Origin of the sequence: Peribacillus sp. S4, from assembly GCF_046715815.1 — a bacterium.
Lineage (GTDB): Bacteria > Bacillota > Bacilli > Bacillales > DSM-1321 > Peribacillus > Peribacillus frigoritolerans.
On the sequence record NZ_CP175708.1, the window covers coordinates 5,562,647 to 5,582,479 of the forward strand.

Here is a 19,833-nt window from a genome sequence, read left to right on the forward strand (position 1 = left end):
CTAAGAGGATACCTTTTATATGTTTCTAGTGAAAAAGAAAAAAGTGAAAGGACAGCATGCCCAATCACATTTTTCGTCTATCTCTATTTTATCAATTTTTCACAGATATGAAACAGCTAAAATTAGTTAATTTCTTTCACATGCACAGTCAGTGTTGCAGTGACTTCAGGATGAAGCTTCACCGGAAGCTTTGTATGCCCTAAAGTGCGGATGCCTTCAGCAAGCTCCATTTTACGTTTATCAACCTTGATACCGTGTTTTTTCTGAAGCTCGGATGCAATTTGTTTAGTCGTGATGGAACCGAATAAACGCCCGCCCTCACCGGCTTTGGCAGATAGTTCAACCGTTAATTTCTCCAGCTGCACTTTCAATTCTTCAGCCTGCTGCAGCTCTTCTGCTGCAAGTGATTCTTCTTTATTTTTCTGTGCTTCCAAGGTTTTCACGTTTGAATTATTTGCTTCAACGGCCAATCCTTGTTTAAGCAGGAAATTATGTGCATAACCATCCGCAACATTTTTAACTTCCCCTTTTTTCCCTTTACCTTTAACGTCTTTAAGAAATATCACTTTCATTCTTTATATCCCCCTTCTAAATATTCATCAATAGCTGCTTTCAATCGACTTTCGGCTTCATCAATGGAGCATACCTGTTGAGTGGCGGCATTCGTTAGATGTCCGCCTCCATTCAACATTTCCATGATCACCTGTACATTGATATCACCAAGAGAACGCGCACTTATCCCCACCGTATCATCAGACCGCTTAGCCATTACAAAGGAAGCGACAACGCCATCCATCGTCAATAGGGTGTCCGCAGCCTGAGCAATGAGCACCTGATTATGAACCTGATCGGTTTTTGCCGCGGCAATGGCAATTCCCTTTTTATAAAAGATGACTTCTTCAATGAGCTTCGATCGTTTGATATAGGTGTCCACGTCTTCTTTTAAGAATTTCTGGACAAGTACCGTATCAGCTCCATGCGCCCTTAGATATGAGGCTGCATCGAAAGTGCGTGATCCTGTTCTTAAGGTGAAGCTTTTCGTATCGACGATGATACCGGCAAGAAGCGCCGTCGACTCCAGCATATCAATTTTTGAGCGTTTCGGCTGATATTCAAGCAATTCGGTCACAAGCTCTGCCGTTGAAGATGCATATGGCTCCATATAGACGAGCAATGAGTTCTTGATGAACTCCTCACCCCGCCGATGATGGTCGATGACAACAACCTTATCGATTCTATTCAATAACCGCTCTTCAATCACCATGGAAGGTTTATGGGTATCGACCACAACCAGCAAGGTCTCATCCGTAATCATTTCAAATGCGTCATCAGGTGTTATGAACCGGGCATACAGCTCTTCTTTATTTTTGATTTCCTCCATTAGACGAAGGACACTGCTGTCGAGCTGCTGGGTGTTGATGACAATATAGCCTTCACGTTCATTCATTTGGGCAACTTTCAAGATGCCGATCGCTGAACCGATTGCGTCCATATCCGGGTTTTTATGGCCCATGACAATGACTTTATCGCTATCAAGGACTATATCCTTCAATGCATGGGAAATCACACGGGCACGGACCCTCGTGCGTTTTTCCATCGGATTGGTTTTGCCGCCATAGAATTTCACTTTTCCATTCGCTTGCTTTATGGCCACCTGGTCACCGCCCCGCCCTAAAGCGAGATCCAAGCTGGACTGGGCAAGCGTACCTAGTTCCGGCAAGGATGACACGGCCGAGCCGACCCCGATGCTCAAGGTCAGTGGTACATTTTGCTTGGCCGTCGTTTCCCTGATTTCATCCAAAATCGAGAATTTCCCCTTTTCTAGCTGCTGAAGGATATGCTCATTAAAGACAGCGATGAATCGTTCCGAGGAAACCCGTTTAAAGAAAACGCCATTATCCCTTGCCCACTTATCGAGAAGTGAGGTAACCAAGCTATTAATGCTGCTTTTACGCTGATCATCCATACCCTGTGTCAAATCATCATAATTATCAAGAAGAATAATCGCAATTGCCGTTCGCTCATCTTCATATAATTTCTCAATTTCCACTTGCTCCGTCACATCAAAAAAGTAAAGAAGCCTTTCATCACGCTTATGGACCACCTTGAATTTCCGATCGTGGAGCGTAAGTGTCTCTGTCTCGATCTCTTGCTTGATTAACGGTACTATCGAGTCCGCAACATCGTATAGCGATCTTCCTGCCAAGGAATCCTCACTAAAACAAGAAGCCAGGAATGGATTGGTCCATTCAATGTAATAATCCTCATTAAAGAGCATGATCCCAATCGGCATTTCCAATAACGCTTCCTCGCCCACCTTCTTTAAACGGTAGGATAAAGTCGTTATATACTCTTCTGTCTTCCGTTGCTTTTTTTCTACCATTCTTAATGTTAAATAAAATAAACCAGCAAGAATCAATAGTCCAACAAGTGCAATAACCCAATTATAATAAGCCAGGACGCCCAAAAGTAAAACGACTGCGGCCAGCACCCCATACAATGGGGACTTAATCGAGTATTCTTTCAAATAAGATGGCATAGTTTCAGCTCCTAAAAGCATCTGTTTTACAAAAAAGTCTTCTATTCCTTTTTCTTGATTGTCTCCCTAAAGGGAAAGCCTAAATCTATTATACCTAAAAATCGGACGGCCGTCGTTATAATCGGAATCGGCAGAAGCAAAGAAAAAACCACAATTAAAACAGGTATCGCCTTAACCCATGACTTGACATGAGCGATATAGAATATCAGTGAATATCCTTGTAATAAAATGAAGAACTGCAGTATGAAAAATAGGTTCGTTATGGCCATATATACAAAACTGTTCTTGTCCGTATTCACAAAAAGAGCAAGAAGCATCGTAATTAAATAATACCATAAAAGGCTTTTTGGGAGTCGCAGATCTCGAAAATGAGGCCATTTTAACGCCTTATCACTGAACCTCTTCACAATGGGATGCGCTGCAAATAAAATCAATAAAACCATGATGACGGACATCAAGACGAACAAACTTGGCATCAGCGTGTTCATCATATCGATCGATTCATACACCTGCTTTTTGACTTGTTCTGTCGGTGCCTGTCCAAAGGTATCCATGATGCCGATTGAATTTTCAATGGACCCCTCAAGAATGTTCATCGATTCTTCTATGTAATTAACATCCGTAATCAAAACTGAAGCTGCATACATTAATAAAATGCCCCCCAGAAAGACAAGGACTGCGCTTATGAACATAGGTGCCATCGGTTTGTCCTTTTTCAAAAAATAGCCGATCGCAATTCCCGTTGCCCCCATGAGCAAGGTCAGCGGAACAGACAATATCGTCCCGATGAGGATCGACAATAACGAGGCTACAAATAAGTAACCAAGGCTCCACGATAACTTTTGTTTGATTGTGACAAGTATGAATGGAATGGGTAAAAAGAAAGAAGTGAAAATACCCAATGGTGGGATTTGAATGGTGATGAACAATAAAATGCAATATAGTGCCAGAAGTGCTCCGCCCTCGGCAATTCGTCTCCCGCTATTCATCTTTATTTCACCCCCTGTTATGATTGACGTCTTATCTCCATCTTTATATTGTATCCGTTACGGCCAGGATATTTCAAACATCACAGTCTTTTTTGGGATATGATTATTTTTTCTAAGGAAAACGCGTGGATAACTTCCTTCTGAAATAAAAAAAAACCGCAATTCAGCAGTTTTCAGGCAAAAGCAATAACTTATAAAAAAGGCACATTAAGGATAACTCCTCAACGTGCCAATTTATTATTCACCAGATACGTATGGTAGTAATGCCATAGTACGTGAGCGTTTAATAGCAATCGTTAATTTACGTTGATATTTAGCGCTTGTGCCAGTTACACGACGTGGTAAAATTTTACCGCGTTCTGAGACGAATTTTTTAAGAAGATCTGTATCTTTGTAATCAATTTTAGTGATTCCGTTAGATGTGAAATAACAAACCTTTTTACGCTTACCGCGTCCTTTACGTCCACCCATTGCCATAATATATTTCCCTCCCTGCTTTTTTGAATTTTCATTTTAAACGGCTGTTTAAAACGGAAGATCGTCATCTGAAATGTCGATTGTTTTACCGTCATTTGCAAATGGATCATCATCTACACGAGTGTAGTTGTTATTGCTTCGTTGATTCTGATTAGGATTTTGTCCATACGAATTGTTGTCATTTCCGTTATTACCATAACTTCTTTGACCTCCACCGTAAGAACCGCCTTCATTTCTTTCACCCGCTGAACTGCTTCGTGGTTCAAGGAATTGAACGCTCTCAGCCAGAATCTCCGTCACATATACGCGTTTGCCGTCTTGTCCTTCATAATTACGTGTTTGGACACGTCCATCCACGCCAGCTAAACTGCCCTTTTTCAAGAAGTTAGCTACATTTTCTGCCGGTTTACGCCAAACTACACAGTTAATGAAATCCGCTTCACGTTCACCTTGCTGATTCGTAAAACTACGGTTGACAGCTAAAGTAAAGGTAGCTACGGGAACTCCATTAGGTGTATATCGTAATTCAGGATCTTTAGTTAAGCGTCCTACCAAAACTACGCGATTCATCATCAGAATCAACCCCTAGGTTTCAAGCTTGTTTCATGTGAAACAAGATTAGAATTTATATTAATTGTCGAATTAAACTTCTTCTCTAGTAGCCATGTGGCGAATAATGTCTTCACTGATTTTAGCTAGACGATCGAATTCTTGAATCGCAGCACTTTCAGCGTTAACTTTAAGAAGCATGTAGTAACCATCACGGAAATCATTGATTTCATATGCTAGACGGCGTTTACCCCATTCTTTTGCTTCTACTTCCGCACCATTATCAGAAAGGATTGTGTTGAAACGTTCAACTAAAGCTTTTTTAGCTTCTTCCTCAATGTTTGGACGGATGATATACATAATTTCGTATTTTCTCATCACTGTCACCTCCTTTTGGTCTAAGCGGCCCAATTGGGCAAGGAGCAATTATTTATAATTACTCACAAGATAAAATTATAGCATAGTTAAAGAGGCATTGCAACGAACGGTTCGACTTATTACAATTAAATGTAATCTAATGATTTAAGTCTATAAAAAAGACCCTACATATGGAATGGTAGGGTCTTTGATTCTTATACGTTGAAACGGAAATGGATAACATCGCCATCGTTAACGATGTATTCTTTACCTTCCAAACGAACCTTACCCGCTTCTTTTGCGGCGCCATGACTGCCCGCTTCAAGTAAATCGGTATAAGAAACCGTTTCGGCACGAATGAAACCGCGTTCGAAGTCCGTGTGAATGACGCCAGCACATTGAGGGGCTTTCATTCCTTTGCGGAATGTCCAAGCCCGCACTTCCTGTACGCCAGCTGTAAAGTATGTTGCCAATCCAAGCAGATTATAAGAAGCACGGATCAGCTGATCTAGACCTGACTCCTCGATGCCAAGTTCAGATAGGAACATTTCCTTTTCTTCACCTTCAAGCTCTGCAATTTCTTCCTCGATTTTGGCACAAATCACGATTACTTCGGCATTTTCCTTAGCGGCATATTCACGAACTTGCTGAACATATTCATTATCGTCAGCATTCGCCACTTCATCTTCGCTCACGTTCGCCACATAAAGCGTCGGCTTAGCTGTAAGTAAATGCATGCCCTTCACGATTTTTTGCTGTTCTTCGGTAAACTCGACGGAACGTGCAGGCTTTTCATCTTCCAATGCTTCTTTTAAAGCCACAAGGATTTCATGTTCTGCCACAGCGGCTTTATCTTTTTGCTTGGCCATTTTTCCGACACGGTCGATGCGTTTGACAACAGATTCCAAATCGGCAAGGATCAATTCAAGATTGATGACCTCGATATCATCGATTGGATTTACTTTTCCGGAAACATGGGTAATGTTATCATCTGCAAAGCAACGGACGACTTGACAAATTGCATCCACTTGACGGATATGGGAAAGGAATTTATTACCTAAACCTTCTCCTTTACTTGCCCCTTTTACAATCCCGGCGATATCCGTGAATTCAAATGCTGTCGGAACCGTTTTTTTCGGTTTTACCAATTCAGTCAATTTTTGCAGACGGTGATCTGGCACCTCCACAATCCCTACATTCGGGTCGATCGTACAGAAAGGGTAGTTGGCAGATTCCGCACCTGCCTGAGTTATTGCATTAAATAAAGTGGATTTACCTACGTTAGGCAAACCGACTATACCAGCTGTTAAAGCCATTTATATTTCACTCCTTCAAGATGATTCGTACATATGGGAAAAGAACTGATCTTCTATAAAGACCATCCAATACCTAAACCTTTCCCAATTATAGATTTCGCTTCCTAAAAAGACAAGTAAATCATGAGAAACGCCGGACTACTTTCACTCCAAAAAAAAAGCATGATCACTCCTCATGCTTTTGCAGAACTTTTTTCATTTTCTTCGCGAATTCACGTCGAGGCAGCATCACGCTATGACCGCATCCTTCACATTTTATCCGGATATCCATTCCGAGCCGTATAATTCTCCACTTATTCACTCCACAGGGATGTGGTTTCTTCATTTCCACAATATCCTTAAGTGCAAATTCCTTTTCTTCCATAATCATGAGCCCCCCAATTCCTATGACTCGCTGCCATTGTACGTAGATTTAATCCCACTTGCATCAAGCGCAGCACTTATTTCTTTTCTTAATATCCTACTGATTTCAATATGATGCATCGGCTTTGTTTCCGCTTTAATCCGAAAGACGATTTCTTCAGGACTGATTTTTTCAATTCCCAAAAATTCAGGTGCTTTGATCAAAGCTTCGTATTTGCCTGCCATACTGTTTAAAAGATCTTTCAGCACCTTCTCAGCACGCTCGGTCGATCCATCGTTAGGTATGGTCACATCAACAATTGCCATACTATTTAAAATGGAATAATTCGTAACCTGGATGATGCTGCCGTTGGGTATGAAGTGCAATTCACCTACACCGCTTTTAATTTTCGTCGTACGAAGCCCGATTTCAATGACTTCCCCTTCAAAAGTATTGATTTTAATATAATCCCCAACTGAAAACTGATCTTCAAAGATAACGAAAAACCCGGTAATTATATCCTTGACCAAACTTTGTGCGCCAAATCCAATGGCCAAACCGAGAACACCGGCACCAGCGAGTAATGGCATTACATGAAGACCAAGAATCTCCAGAATCATCAACAAGGCAATGAAATTGATGACATAGGTAATGATATTTTCCAGCAATTTAATGAGTGTCGCTTCCCTGCGTTCCGTTACCCGAATGGGACTTCTTAAACGTGCTTTGAAAAATTTATTCAGAATAGTCTTTCCTATTGTAATAATAATACGCGATAACAGCAGAACAAGGAAGATTTTAATAATACCCTCGCCCATCAGCAGCCATATCTTTTCATCCAATATCTCTTTTGCAACACTATCATAAATGCGATCCATATTTTCCTCCTGCCTAATGCAAATAACAGCAAATCTATTATATCTTCGACGTATTCCTCTACCCTCCATGCATGGAGGTAACCATGAAATAGCGAGATTTTCTCTATTTTATCAATAAATAATGGTTTCTGTACAAAAAAATTATGGGTATATAGTTAATAGAATTTAGAAATTTTATCCCGAACATTCAAATGATTATTTACTAGAAAGTATAGATGAAAGCAATTGGTAGAGGATAACGTCGATTCATATCCCCTTCACCTGTTTGCATGTTTTGCAAAAAATTCCCTCACCCATCATGTTAAATACCGTATATTTTCCCCTTTTTATCCGTATACTGTAATACCAAATAAAGTAAAGGAGTTGAGCCGATGAATCTGAATTCTAGTCTATTTAATAATAATAAAAATAGATTAAGTCGCATCCTGCATGAAGATACGGATGCATCCAAACAAATTTCCCAGGAATTAATCAACCTCCTCCCAACAGGAAAGCTTCAACCAATCGTCATCGTCTGCATAGGCACAGACCGTTCCACAGGCGATTCACTCGGACCACTTGTCGGCACTCTGCTTAGTGAAAAGGCTGAAAACAGTTCTTCTTCATTCCATGTTTATGGTACTCTGGATGACCCTATACATGCGATGAATTTACAGGAAAAATTAAATGAAATTAAAAAGCTACATGCCAATGCCTTTATAGTCGGAATCGATGCTTGCTTGGGGAAAATGAAAAGCGTCGGCATCGTTCAGATCGGCCAGGGACCAGTTAAGCCGGGTGCCGGGGTCAATAAAGACCTTCCTTCCGTCGGAAATGCCCATATTACAGGAATCGTGAATGTAAGTGGATTCATGGAGTTCATGGTCTTGCAGAACACGCGTCTTAATCTTGTGCTAAAAATGGCGAAAACCATTGCCGAGGGGATTTATGAAGCACAAAACCATTATCCAATAAAACCTTCCATCACTCCTTTCACATGGTCATTCAAGCAAGAAAAAACCCTTTGATCGGTTTTTTCATAAAAAAGAAGGAAGGGGCCAGCCCCTTCCTTCTTTTTTATACATAATACATGAAAGTAACCAGAATGGCCGTGATCATTATGCCCGGAAGCAGATTCGCCACCCTGATTTTGGTGACACCGATAATATTCAAACCAATCGCCAAAATCATGACACCGCCAGTTGCCGTCATTTCCAATATGAAGGAATCCATTAATGCAGATGGGATCATCGTATTGATTTGCCTTGAAAAAACCGCCAGGAATCCCTCATAAAGAATGATAGGAAATGCTGAAAAAAGTACCCCTATGCCTAACGTGCTGGCGAGGACAAGTGCTGTGAATCCATCGATTATCGCCTTTGTTATCAAAACGTCGTGATCATTCCGGATACCGCTATCCAGGGCACCAATAATGGCCATCGCCCCAATTCCAAATATGAGCGTAGCCGTTACAAACCCCTGAGATATCGAGGTTCCTTCCTTCGCTTTCATCCTGCGTTCAATCCAATTGCCTAAAGAATTAAGCCTGCCCTCAAGATTCATCCATTCACCGAGGACCGCCCCGCCGACAATACTTAAAATGACAACAAGGAAATTATCGCTTTTAAACCCCATCTGCAAGCCTAAAACCATCACGGCTAAACCGATACCGCTCATGACCGTTTCTTTAATCTTCTCAGGTATATGTTGTAAAAACCTTCCTAAAATCGAGCCGATTAAAATGCAGGCACCGTTCACCAAAGCCCCTAATAATACCATCTCATCCACCTAATTTTCTGCATATGTCTTCATGATCTTTTCATAAGGGGATCTAAGAGGAAAGGTTCTCTTGATCGATCAAGTTCAAAATTCTCTCTAAATCTTCTTTTGAAAAGAACTCTATTTCTATTTTTCCTTTTTTCTTGCTTTGTTTTATCGTTACGCTCGTTCCTAGTCTCTCACGCAGACTTGTCTCCCTTTGCTTTATGAAGATATCTTTTTTCTCTTGTTTCTTAGGTTTGGTTTCACGTGAAACGGTATCATTCAATTGATGTATATACTGCTCCAGCTGTCTGACATTCATACCTTCCTTGAGGACTTTATCCGCTACCGGCTTGAGCATCTCTTTTTTCTTTAAACCCAGCAATGCCCGGCCATGTCCCATGGATATTTCCCCGTCGGAGATATATCTCCTAATTCCTTCAGGCAAAGATAGTAATCTAAGATGGTTCGCAATATGGGGTCGGCTTTTTCCCAGCCGGTTGGCCAGCTGCTCCTGGGTGAATTCCAATTTTTCAAGAAGCGTTTGATAAGCGGCAGCCTCTTCGATCGGATTCAAATCTTCCCGTTGCAGGTTTTCCAAAATGGCCAGTTCCATCATCTGCTGTTCACTCAATTCCCTCACAACGACTGGAACTGTCTTTAAATCAGCTTCCTTGGCAGCACGATAACGCCTTTCCCCAGCCACGATTTCATATCCCTTAATACTTTTCCGGGCAATAATCGGCTGTAATATCCCATGCTCCATGATGGATTGCTTTAATTCCTCTATAGCTTCTAGCCGAAAGCTCTTTCGGGGCTGATAAGGATTTGGCCTTAATTCCCTTAATTTGATTTCGCGCACGATTTCATCTTTACTGATCTCCCCACTGTTGAAAAGTGCGTTAAGTCCTTTGCCAAGCCCTTTAGCCATTTGATACCACTTCCTTTGCCAATTCTAGATAGACCTCCGCCCCTCGTGACTTTGGATCATATATAATTATCGGTTCTCCATGGCTCGGTGCTTCACTCAAACGGACATTGCGGGGAATGATGGTTTGGTAGACTTTATCCTGAAAGTATTTTTTGACTTCTTCTATGACCTGGAGACCTAAATTTGTTCTTGCATCCAACATCGTCAATAGCACACCCTCGATTTTCAAATCATGGTTCAAATGCTTTTGGACGAGGCGGACCGTATTCAATAGTTGACTCAAACCCTCCAATGCATAATATTCACATTGTACTGGGATCAAAACAGCATCGGCAGCCGTTAAGGCATTAAGCGTAAGCAAACCCAATGATGGAGGGCAGTCAATCACAATGTAATCATACTGGCTTTGCACCTCTTCTAACGCCCTTTTTAATCGGACTTCCCTTGAGATGGTTGGAACAAGTTCAATTTCTGCACCTGCAAGTTGAATTGTCGCAGGTATAGCATATAGGTTTTCCACCTTTGTTTCCATGATTACGGTACTGGCCTCAACATCATCAACCAATACATCATAAATACATTGTTCCACATCTGCTTTGTCAATACCTGCACCGCTTGTTGCATTTCCCTGCGGGTCAATATCGACCATTAAGACTTTCTGTCCAATGTATGCAAGACAAGCACTTAAACTGACAGAAGTTGTCGTTTTTCCAACACCGCCCTTTTGATTGGCAATGGCGAGAATCTTACCCACGAATTCACCCGCTTTCAACTATCTTCATGACGCTATATCTATTGACTTTTACCGTGAATCCAATTATTTCTTTCTATTTTATCATGAATGTTACTGGAAGAAATCGTTTTCTTAAATTCCTCTTAAAATTTGAAATACTTCTAAAAGCATTGAAAATCCAGGAAAAGTTGAATGTTTTAAAAGTGGAAAATGCCAGTTTGGAGAGAAAATAAAAAAAGCTTGGTAATCGGAGACTACCAAGCGGGCTAAGGATGGGGAATCAAGTTTTTTTCTTGGGTATTTTAATCGTGAATTGATAATACTCCTCGAATTCTTCTTCCTCTGCATCCAGATTTATTCCATTGTCTGTAACCATACTGAGCGATTGGCGGATGGTATTCACGGCAATCCTCATGTCTTTACTAAACGCTTTTCGCTTAGGTTTCGGCTTCTGCACAGTACCCGTTAAGAGCTTGACGACCTGCTCTTCGGTCTGCTTGACGTTTAACCCTTTTTCGATGATTTCCAAAAGCAGTTTCAACTGCTTTTCAGGACTCTTTAACGGTATCAACGAGCGGGCATGGCGTTCCGTAATTTGCTTTTGAAGAAGTGCATCCTGAACCTCCTGCGGCAGCTTAAGCAGCCGAAGCTTATTCGCCACGGTGGATTGACCAATTCCCAGTCTTTGTGCCAGGGCTTCTTGGGTTAAACTATGCAGCTCCAATAGTTTTCCGTAAGCCAAAGCTTCTTCAATCGGTGTCAGTTCTTCACGCTGAAGGTTTTCTATCAGCGCAACGGAAGCCGTTTCTGTATCGGTGAAATCTTTGATTATAGCAGGTGCCAATTCCCAGCCAAGCTTTTGCATGGCCCGGAAACGACGCTCACCTGCAATGATTTCATATTTTCCCTGACCATAAGCCCTTACTACAATTGGTTGAATGATCCCATGTGTATGGATCGTTTGAGCCAATTCGGCAATTTTATCGTCATTAAAAACGGTCCTTGGTTGAAATCGATTAGGCACAATGTCGGAAATGGAAATTTTTCTTATTTCTTCATTATTATTGCTAGGTGTCTCCATCTCTAGTTGCTCTTCTTCTTTTTCGCCAAACCCAAAGAACCGCGAAAAAGGATGCTTCATCTTCCTACACCACCTTTTAAAACTCCCAAATAACATATTCTCTATTTATAGGACAAGTCCTGCATACATTTCCCGACATGGTTATACATATGTCCCTTCACTGTAAAAAACATGTCGACTGGCGCCATCAAGGCAATAATGAGGGTCGACGGCCAGTTTTTATAAATATCGGCCGGCTTTCCCAAAATTATTTCCCTGAATCAGCAAGCTAAGGGCACACGTCTTAACCTGTACCGAAAATGCCTTCTTGTTGGCACATGCAGTATTAAGTGAAAATAATAAGGTCATACATTTATAGTAAAAGAAAATAAGGGCAAGTACCAGCCATATATATCTGAATCCTCTGCTCTTACTATGAAAACATACTTTATCGTACAGAGGTTATTCAATAGGCTGCTTATTCGGTGTCCCTGGTTTTCTTGGGTATTTTTTAGGAGTCTTCTTCACTTTTTTTACAGTAATGATGTTTCTTTCACTATTTTCCTCTGGCAATGTGAAAGGATGAATTTCTTCAATTTCTCCGCCTAATGTAAAAATGGCCTTCTTCCCTGTGTCCATTTCATCTTGTGCACTAGCCGCTTTCATGGCAATGAACGTCCCATCCAGTTTAACAAGCGGCAAACATAGTTCACTTAAAACCGACATCCTGGCTACCGCCCTCGCCATGACAATATCATAGGATTCGCGATGCTCCGGTTTTTGGGCGAAGGTTTCCGCCCGGTCATGATAAAAGGAAACTCCCTTTAATTGCAATGAATCCGCAAGGTGATTCAAAAAAGAAATTCGCTTATTCAAGGAATCCACAATCGAGACGTGGATATCAGGGAAACAAATCTTCAATGGAATACTCGGAAATCCAGCTCCAGCCCCAACATCGCAAATTCGATAGGATTCGTTAAAGTCGAAATAGAAGGCTGCACTGATTGAATCATAAAAATGCTTTAGATAAACTTCTTCTTTATCTGTGATGGCCGTTAAGTTCATCTTTTCGTTCCATTCCACCAATAATCGATAATACGTGTCAAACTGATCAAGCTGTTGAGGAGAAAGCTCAATCCCTTTCTCCAGCAGTGCTTGTTGGAACTGTTCAATATTCATGTTTTTTCAATCCTTTTCGGGTATTTCCGTTACTGAGATACTCTGGCAATCTTACCTTGTTCCAAATAAACAAGCAGAATGGAAACATCAGCGGGATTCACACCGGAAATTCTTGAAGCCTGAGCTACTGATAGCGGGTGGACCTGCTTTAATTTTTGACGTGCTTCCGTTGCAAGACCAGAAATTGCATCATAATCGATATTCTCTGGAATCTTTTTGTTCTCCATTTTTTTCAGGCGATCGACTTGCTGCAAGGATTTTTCGATATATCCTTCATACTTGATCTGGATTTCGACCTGTTCCGTCACTTCTTCACTCAGTTCGACATCACTTGGCGCCAACTTCTGAATATGGGAATAATCCATTTCAGGCCTTTTCAATAAATCGGAGGCACGGATTCCATCCTTTAATTCACTGCCGCCACTTGCAGTAATGACTTCTTGCACCTCTTTGGTCGGTTTGATGAAGTTTGATTTCAATCGTTCCTTTTCCAGTTCAACCGCTTCTTTTTTCATAAGGAAATGTTTGTAGCGTTCTTCTTTGATCATTCCGATATTGAATCCAATTTCCGTTAAGCGTAGATCGGCATTATCATGACGCAATAATAAACGATATTCTGCACGTGAAGTCAGCAATCGGTATGGTTCATTCGTGCCTTTCGTTACAAGGTCATCAATGAGAACACCAATATAGGCATCTGAACGGCTTAAAATCAGTTCTTCCTTACCCATTGCATTCAATCCTGCATTAATACCGGCCATCAATCCTTGTCCTGCTGCTTCTTCATAGCCGGATGTCCCGTTAATTTGACCTGCAGTATATAGATTTTTGATTTTCTTCGTTTCAAGTGTAGGCCATAGCTGCGTAGGAACGATGGCATCATATTCAATTGCATATCCAGCACGCATCATTTCCGCTTTTTCAAGTCCCGGAATTGTTTGCAGGATTTTCACTTGCACATCTTCAGGCAGACTGGTGGATAAACCTTGCACATAAACTTCCTTTGTATTGCGACCTTCAGGTTCCAAGAAGATTTGATGCCGTGGCTTATCATTAAAACGAACGACTTTATCTTCTATCGATGGACAATAACGCGGTCCGGTTCCTTTAATCATTCCGGAATACATTGGTGAACGGTGTAGATTCTCATCAATGAGCTGATGTGTACCCTCATTCGTATACGTTAACCAGCATGGCAATTGATCTGTTATGAACTTTGTCGTTTCATAAGAAAAGGCACGAGGCACTTCATCGCCAGGCTGAATTTCCGTTTTGCTGTAGTCTATGGAAGAACTATTCACACGTGGAGGCGTTCCTGTTTTAAAACGGACCAAATCAAATCCTAACTGCTCCAAGTGTTCAGAAAGCCTGATGGAAGGCTGCTGATTATTAGGGCCGCTTGAATATTTCAGTTCCCCTAAAATGATTTCACCGCGTAAATATGTTCCCGTTGTGATTACGACAGTTTTCGCACGGTACACCGCACCAGTTTTAGTGATGACACCCGTACATACATCGTTTTCAACAATTAATTCCTCTACCATTCCTTGAATCAATGTCAAATTTTCTTGGTCTTCTATCGTCTTTTTCATTTCTTGCTGATAGAGAAATTTATCTGCCTGCGCCCGCAGCGCACGAACGGCCGGACCTTTTGCCGTATTGAGCATCCTCATTTGAATATGGGTCTTGTCGATATTTCTTCCCATTTCACCGCCTAAAGCGTCAATTTCCCTAACGACTATCCCTTTTGCCGGTCCGCCGACGGAGGGATTGCATGGCATAAAGGCGACCATATCCAGGTTAATGGTGATCATCAACGTTTTAGCTCCTACTCTTGCAGCTGCAAGGCCCGCCTCACTGCCAGCATGACCGGCACCAATAACAATGACATCATAGCTACCTGCTTCGTATTGCATATCCTTTTCCTCCTTTTACGCTTATTTTCCTAAACAAAATTGAGAGAACAATTGGTTGATCAAATTATCCTGAACGCTTTCGCCAATGATTTCTCCAAGTAACTCCCATGCTTTCGTGAAATCGATTTGAACCAAATCAACCGGCGTCCCCATTTCAATAGCATCAATTGCATCTTCGATAGCCTGTAATGCCTGCCCCAGCAAAGCTATATGCCTTGCATTGGACACATAGGTCAGGTCTCCCGTTTCTAAAGAACCTTCGAAAAATAAAGAAGCGATCGCTTCTTCCAATTCATCGACCCCTCGATCTTCCAGTAATGAAGTCGTAACGACTTTATGGGATGCAGCCATTTCCTTAACTTTTGCCATATCGATTTTTTGTGGAAGGTCTGTTTTATTGATGATAACGATAACATCCATTCCCTCAACCGCTTGGAATAGTTTCTCATCTTCAGTAGTGAAATCATCGGAATAGTTCAATACAAGCAATATTAAATCCGCTTCTTTTAATACTGCACGAGACCGTTCAACTCCAATTCGTTCAACGATATCTTCCGTTTCGCGAATTCCTGCTGTATCGACAAGTTTAAGCGGTACACCGCGAACATTGACATACTCTTCAATAACATCACGTGTTGTACCTGGAATATCAGTGACGATCGCTTTGTTTTCATGAACTAAGCTGTTAAGCAATGAAGATTTTCCGACATTAGGACGACCTATGATAACGGTCGCAAGTCCATCCCGAAGTATTTTCCCCTGTTGGGCCGTGTGAAGCAGCTTCTCTATTTCATTCTTCACATAACTGCCTTTTTCCAAAAATAAACGATGCGTCATTTCTTCGACATCATCATATTCCGGATAATCTATATTTACCTCGACTTGAGCGAGGGTCTGTAAAATTTCCTGACGCAGATTTTGGATTAATTTCGAAAGCCGGCCTTCCATTTGACCTAATGCAACATTCATGGCTTTATCCGTTTTAGCACGGATTAAATCCATAACGGCCTCAGCTTGGGAAAGATCGATCCTGCCATTCAAAAAAGCCCGTTTCGTAAATTCACCAGGTTCCGCTAAACGAGCACCTTGTGAGAGAATAAGCTGCAGTACCCTATTGACCGAAACGATTCCACCGTGACAATTTATTTCAACTACATCTTCCCTTGTAAATGTCTTTGGACCCATCATGACCGAAACCATGACTTCCTCTATGATTTCACCTGTTTTAGGCTGGATAAGGTGGCCATAATGAATCGTATGTGATTTCACTTCAAGCAATCCTTTTCCACCTGGTCCTTTAAAGATCCTATCGGCTATTTCTATGGCCTCATCACCGCTGATTCTAACGATGGCGATCGCCCCTTCCCCTAAGGGAGTAGAGATAGCGGTGATTGTATCGAATTCCATGCTTTCACCTCTTATATATTGATGGTTCTATTTTTTTCTGATAATAAAATCGTCGAATCCCTAAATTACTACAATACCACAGTATATTCATGAAAAAAAGTAGATACTCCTTCCTTCCAAGAGTTATCCACACGCCGTTAATCCATATTCTGTAACAACCATTTTAACTTATCCACATGTGAATAACAAATATCGCCCGCTTCATTTTCTTCCATCCCCTTTAAGGATCAAGAAAATATAAAAAATTTGTCACTTATTGTTGAATGGAAAATTCGCAAAAAAAATATTCGACATTCATCCCTAAAAAAAAGAACCCCTGCTTAAAAGCAGAAGGTTCATTTAAGTGGAGTAATGACCAAGTGACGATATGGCTCCGTCCCACTTGAGGTTGTTTTTATTTTTGGATAATCCAGGAGAGCATTATGGATGACCTTACGTTCATAGGATGGCATCGGCTCCAGTGAAACAGCTTTACCTGTTTTCGTGGCTTTATTTGCCATTCTTTCAGCCAATTGGATTAAGGTGTCATTGCGGCGGCTTCGATAATCTTCTGCATCTACGGTAATATTCAAATACTGCTTCGAATATCGATTTGCTACCAGCTGTGCTAAATACTGAAGTGAATTTAGTGTTTGACCCCTTTTTCCAATCAATAATGCAATTTTATCACCTGATAAATGGAATGTTACGTTCTTCCCTTTACGGGTGACATTTATTTGTGCATTGACTCCCATATCGACGCAGACATTCTTCAAAAATCCAAGTGTCTCTTCAATGGGATCCGGAGGCAATGTCACATGGACGATTGCCTTCCTTGCACCAAATAAACCAAAAAATCCTTTTTTTCCTTCATCTTCTACTTCAATCTCCACGCGATCCTTAGTGCTGTTCAGTTGAGCTAAAGCTAAATTTACTGCTTCTTCGACAGATTGTCCTGTAGCAGTCACTTTTTTCACTTTTTCTTTGCCCCTCCCGCGTTTTCCGCAGCTGCTTTTCTAAGATCCGGACCTTTGATGAAATATGTTTGAACGATACCAAAAATGTTACCAACTACCCAGTAAAGAGAAAGAGCAGCGGGGAAATTAATAGCAAATACAACAATCATGATGGGCATGATGTAAAGCATCATCGTCATTTGTGCCGCCATTTGTGGATTCGAGTTCATTCCAGCCATGGACATCTTTTGCTGGATGAAAGTCGTGATACCTGCAACGACCGGTAAAACATAAACAGGATCTGGGGAACCTAAATCAAACCAAAGAAAACTATGTAAAGCAATTTCTTCCGTACGGCTGATTGCATGGTAAAATCCGATCAAAATCGGCATTTGCACCAATATCGGCAAACACCCCGCCAATGGATTCACATTATATTTCGAAAATAGGGCCATTGTTTCTTGCTGTAGTTTTTGTTGTGTGGCAGCATCTTTTGAGCTGTATTTAGCTTGAAGTTCTTTCATTTCAGGCTGAATGGCCTGCATGGCTTTCGAGCTTTTCACCTGTTTGATCATTAATGGAAGCAATGCCAGGCGAATGATTAGTGTAACGCCGATGATTCCCAAACCATAGTTCTCGCCGAATGCTTCGGAAAGCCAGATGATCAGGGCTGATAATGGATAGACAATGTATGAATTCCAAAAACCTTCACTATCCGCAGTAATAGGTTCTTTAATTTCCGTACACCCTGCCAACAGCATCATTATCGAGGCTAGTCCAATAATGAGTAATATTCGTTTTTTCAACCGTAATTTCCTCCTAACTGCAATCAATCTTTTTTGAAACAATTGTGAACTGTTTATTAGAAGATTTCAAGGAAAAGTAATCCACTTTTTCCACAGTTACAATCGGAATTTTCTATGTCATCTTACTTAAGTAACCATATGATACGAGGAGTCTTATTCGATATTAAGGGGACTTTATTGTTTTTTCATTTTAAAGTTTAGTGATTTAGAACGTTTCAGGACATGTATCAAGCTGCTTTTCACCTGGAAAAAGTCCATCTCCGCCGCTGGTTTTCGAGCAATCACAATATAATCCTTACCCTCTTCTATATCTTCTTTCAATTCCAAAAACGCTTGCCGTATGTATCTTTTGATTTGGTTCCTCATAACGGCGTTCCCGATTTTTTTACTGACAGAAAGGCCGATCCTAAAATGATCCTGACCCGGCTTTTCAAGGACATAGACAACGAATTGCCGATTAGCAGAAGATTCACCTTTTTTAAACACAAGCTGAAATTCATCCTCTTTCTTAATCCTTAACTTTTTTTTCATTTTTACACCTTCATTACATGAATTGAGTCTCAGTAAATCCCTTATTTTGCGAAAAAAGACCACTGAGACTTTTCAGTGGTCTATGCAGATAATACTTTTCTGCCCTTACGGCGACGTGCAGCGATTACTCTACGTCCGTTTTTCGTGCTCATACGTGCACGGAAACCGTGAACTTTACTATGTTTGCGGTTATTCGGTTGATAAGTTCTTTTCATTATATGACACCTCCCTGAGGAATAACAGTTAAAGACAGTCTTTACAATTATATAGATGGAGGTTTCTACTTGTCAACCTCATCCATAAAAAATTTCTTTTTTTAATGCTCAATGTCCAGTAGGCCTTTTTTTACTACCTAGCCTATTGTAAATGATTTTGCTCCGAACTGATATAGAAATTTTTGGGGAAGGGCAAATTTCCATCATTTTATCCATGGGCATGAATATGAGATTCGCAAGTAATCCTCCCTTACGACACACCATTCGACAAATTATAAGAACGAACCTGAATCCCTTTTGATCTTTCCCCATGCAGGCCTTCCGGCTTGAACACCTGGTTCATATCAACTTAATTCGAGCCTATAATCATGGTCTGTGGATAAAATTCGACATGTTTTTTTCTATCCACATCCCATTTTAGAGACTTTTGCACATAACAATGGCCTGTGGAAAAGTTTTTCCCACAAGCCCGGTAAGTTGTGGATAAAGTTTTCTAACCCATTGCAAGACGCCTGAATTTCTGATATTATATTTGTGTTTTCACTCTGAATAACTTTATCAACAGGTAACATTTATCCACAGACTGTGAATAACTTGTGGATAGTTTATCCGACCTGTGTATATTAATCTGTCCACAGATGGTGGATATTGTCGAAAACCCTTTTTTCTTCTTTATTATATATTTCTTAAAATACCTGTTGATGAATAAACATTCAAATCTACACTGGCTCACCAGATGTAGTCTGTACAAAGGTTGTACAGCGCAAGATATAGTTTTGGGCACTTCACATTACACAACACAAAAATTCCTTAATACAGCTCACCGAACCTTTGCTGTCAAAATTAATATGAAGACGGCAATCGATGAGTTTATTTGTGCCTATACATTTAGATACAATGATTAAAATTTTTTTTGCAAAGGAGGGATAAGT

21 protein-coding genes are annotated in these 19,833 nt (G+C 40.9%); 1 reads left to right on the forward strand and 20 read right to left on the reverse strand.

Features of this window, described 5'->3' with window-relative positions; translation table 11 throughout:
• Positions 1–122: 122 nt before the first annotated feature.
• The 9 genes from rplI to ACJ9PY_RS26760 all read right to left on the reverse strand — a co-directional run bounded on the left by rplI (position 123) and on the right by ACJ9PY_RS26760 (position 7,448).
• Positions 123–572, reverse strand: coding sequence for a 50S ribosomal protein L9 (gene rplI / locus ACJ9PY_RS26720; protein ID WP_034316140.1), 450 nt, complete (start codon positions 570–572; stop codon positions 123–125).
• Positions 569–2,539 (reverse strand): DHH family phosphoesterase, encoded by a 1,971-nt coding sequence (locus tag ACJ9PY_RS26725; protein ID WP_053536992.1) that lies wholly within the window; start codon positions 2,537–2,539, stop codon positions 569–571. The genes rplI and ACJ9PY_RS26725 overlap by 4 nt, the downstream gene beginning before the upstream one ends.
• A 41-nt stretch (positions 2,540–2,580) precedes the next feature.
• Positions 2,581–3,528: a YybS family protein gene (locus tag ACJ9PY_RS26730; RefSeq protein WP_063574572.1), complete on the reverse strand. Its 948-nt coding sequence runs from the start codon at positions 3,526–3,528 to the stop codon at positions 2,581–2,583.
• A 237-nt stretch (positions 3,529–3,765) separates the two neighbouring features.
• Positions 3,766–4,005 carry a 30S ribosomal protein S18 gene (gene rpsR / locus ACJ9PY_RS26735; protein WP_053348323.1) on the reverse strand — a complete coding sequence of 80 codons (240 nt, stop codon included), beginning with the start codon at positions 4,003–4,005 and terminating at the stop codon, positions 3,766–3,768.
• A 48-nt stretch (positions 4,006–4,053) separates the two neighbouring features.
• The gene (ssb, locus tag ACJ9PY_RS26740; RefSeq protein ID WP_057278276.1) at positions 4,054–4,578 is read right to left on the reverse strand and encodes a single-stranded DNA-binding protein; all 525 of its coding nucleotides are present in this window, start codon (positions 4,576–4,578) and stop codon (positions 4,054–4,056) included.
• 69 nt (positions 4,579–4,647) lie between these two features.
• The gene (rpsF, locus tag ACJ9PY_RS26745; protein WP_034316153.1) at positions 4,648–4,932 is read right to left on the reverse strand and encodes a 30S ribosomal protein S6; all 285 of its coding nucleotides are present in this window, start codon (positions 4,930–4,932) and stop codon (positions 4,648–4,650) included.
• 194 nt (positions 4,933–5,126) lie between these two features.
• Positions 5,127–6,227 (reverse strand): redox-regulated ATPase YchF, encoded by a 1,101-nt coding sequence (gene ychF, locus ACJ9PY_RS26750; RefSeq protein WP_034316156.1) that lies wholly within the window; start codon positions 6,225–6,227, stop codon positions 5,127–5,129.
• Between the two features lie 166 nt (positions 6,228–6,393).
• Entirely contained in the window at positions 6,394–6,591 is a 198-nt protein-coding gene (locus ACJ9PY_RS26755) for a DUF951 domain-containing protein (RefSeq protein ID WP_034316158.1), read from the reverse strand.
• A 20-nt stretch (positions 6,592–6,611) separates the two neighbouring features.
• The gene (locus tag ACJ9PY_RS26760) at positions 6,612–7,448 is read right to left on the reverse strand and encodes a mechanosensitive ion channel family protein (protein WP_063574571.1); all 837 of its coding nucleotides are present in this window, start codon (positions 7,446–7,448) and stop codon (positions 6,612–6,614) included.
• Between the two features lie 371 nt (positions 7,449–7,819).
• Between ACJ9PY_RS26760 and yyaC the strand changes: the two genes are divergently transcribed.
• The gene (yyaC, locus tag ACJ9PY_RS26765) at positions 7,820–8,455 is read left to right on the forward strand and encodes a spore protease YyaC (protein ID WP_053536995.1); all 636 of its coding nucleotides are present in this window, start codon (positions 7,820–7,822) and stop codon (positions 8,453–8,455) included.
• A gap of 49 nt (positions 8,456–8,504) precedes the next feature.
• On the opposite strand, the gene ACJ9PY_RS26770 is transcribed toward yyaC, so the two are convergent.
• The 11 genes from ACJ9PY_RS26770 to rpmH form a co-directional block, all read right to left on the reverse strand.
• A complete protein-coding gene (locus ACJ9PY_RS26770; protein WP_053536996.1) occupies positions 8,505–9,206 on the reverse strand; it encodes a DUF554 domain-containing protein in 702 nt (233 codons plus the stop codon).
• A 52-nt stretch (positions 9,207–9,258) separates the two neighbouring features.
• Positions 9,259–10,119 (reverse strand): ParB/RepB/Spo0J family partition protein, encoded by an 861-nt coding sequence (locus ACJ9PY_RS26775; protein WP_063574570.1) that lies wholly within the window; start codon positions 10,117–10,119, stop codon positions 9,259–9,261.
• Positions 10,112–10,873: a ParA family protein gene (locus ACJ9PY_RS26780; protein WP_034316249.1), complete on the reverse strand. Its 762-nt coding sequence runs from the start codon at positions 10,871–10,873 to the stop codon at positions 10,112–10,114. The genes ACJ9PY_RS26775 and ACJ9PY_RS26780 overlap by 8 nt, the downstream gene beginning before the upstream one ends.
• A gap of 259 nt (positions 10,874–11,132) precedes the next feature.
• The gene (gene noc, locus ACJ9PY_RS26785; protein WP_034316169.1) at positions 11,133–11,993 is read right to left on the reverse strand and encodes a nucleoid occlusion protein; all 861 of its coding nucleotides are present in this window, start codon (positions 11,991–11,993) and stop codon (positions 11,133–11,135) included.
• 381 nt (positions 11,994–12,374) lie between these two features.
• Positions 12,375–13,091, reverse strand: a complete 717-nt coding sequence (gene rsmG, locus ACJ9PY_RS26790; RefSeq protein WP_034316171.1) for a 16S rRNA (guanine(527)-N(7))-methyltransferase RsmG — start codon at positions 13,089–13,091, stop codon at positions 12,375–12,377.
• A gap of 29 nt (positions 13,092–13,120) precedes the next feature.
• Positions 13,121–15,007 (reverse strand): tRNA uridine-5-carboxymethylaminomethyl(34) synthesis enzyme MnmG, encoded by a 1,887-nt coding sequence (mnmG, locus tag ACJ9PY_RS26795; protein ID WP_411739327.1) that lies wholly within the window; start codon positions 15,005–15,007, stop codon positions 13,121–13,123.
• A 21-nt stretch (positions 15,008–15,028) separates the two neighbouring features.
• Entirely contained in the window at positions 15,029–16,414 is a 1,386-nt protein-coding gene (gene mnmE, locus ACJ9PY_RS26800; protein WP_054398445.1) for a tRNA uridine-5-carboxymethylaminomethyl(34) synthesis GTPase MnmE, read from the reverse strand.
• 335 nt (positions 16,415–16,749) lie between these two features.
• Positions 16,750–17,370, reverse strand: coding sequence for an RNA-binding cell elongation regulator Jag/EloR (gene jag / locus ACJ9PY_RS26805; protein ID WP_063574568.1), 621 nt, complete (start codon positions 17,368–17,370; stop codon positions 16,750–16,752).
• A complete protein-coding gene (gene spoIIIJ, locus ACJ9PY_RS26810; protein ID WP_053537000.1) occupies positions 17,367–18,155 on the reverse strand; it encodes a YidC family membrane integrase SpoIIIJ in 789 nt (262 codons plus the stop codon). The genes jag and spoIIIJ overlap by 4 nt, the downstream gene beginning before the upstream one ends.
• A 174-nt stretch (positions 18,156–18,329) precedes the next feature.
• Positions 18,330–18,686 (reverse strand): ribonuclease P protein component, encoded by a 357-nt coding sequence (gene rnpA, locus ACJ9PY_RS26815; protein WP_057278285.1) that lies wholly within the window; start codon positions 18,684–18,686, stop codon positions 18,330–18,332.
• A gap of 80 nt (positions 18,687–18,766) precedes the next feature.
• Positions 18,767–18,901 (reverse strand): 50S ribosomal protein L34, encoded by a 135-nt coding sequence (rpmH, locus tag ACJ9PY_RS26820; protein WP_034316183.1) that lies wholly within the window; start codon positions 18,899–18,901, stop codon positions 18,767–18,769.
• Positions 18,902–19,833 lie beyond the last annotated feature (932 nt).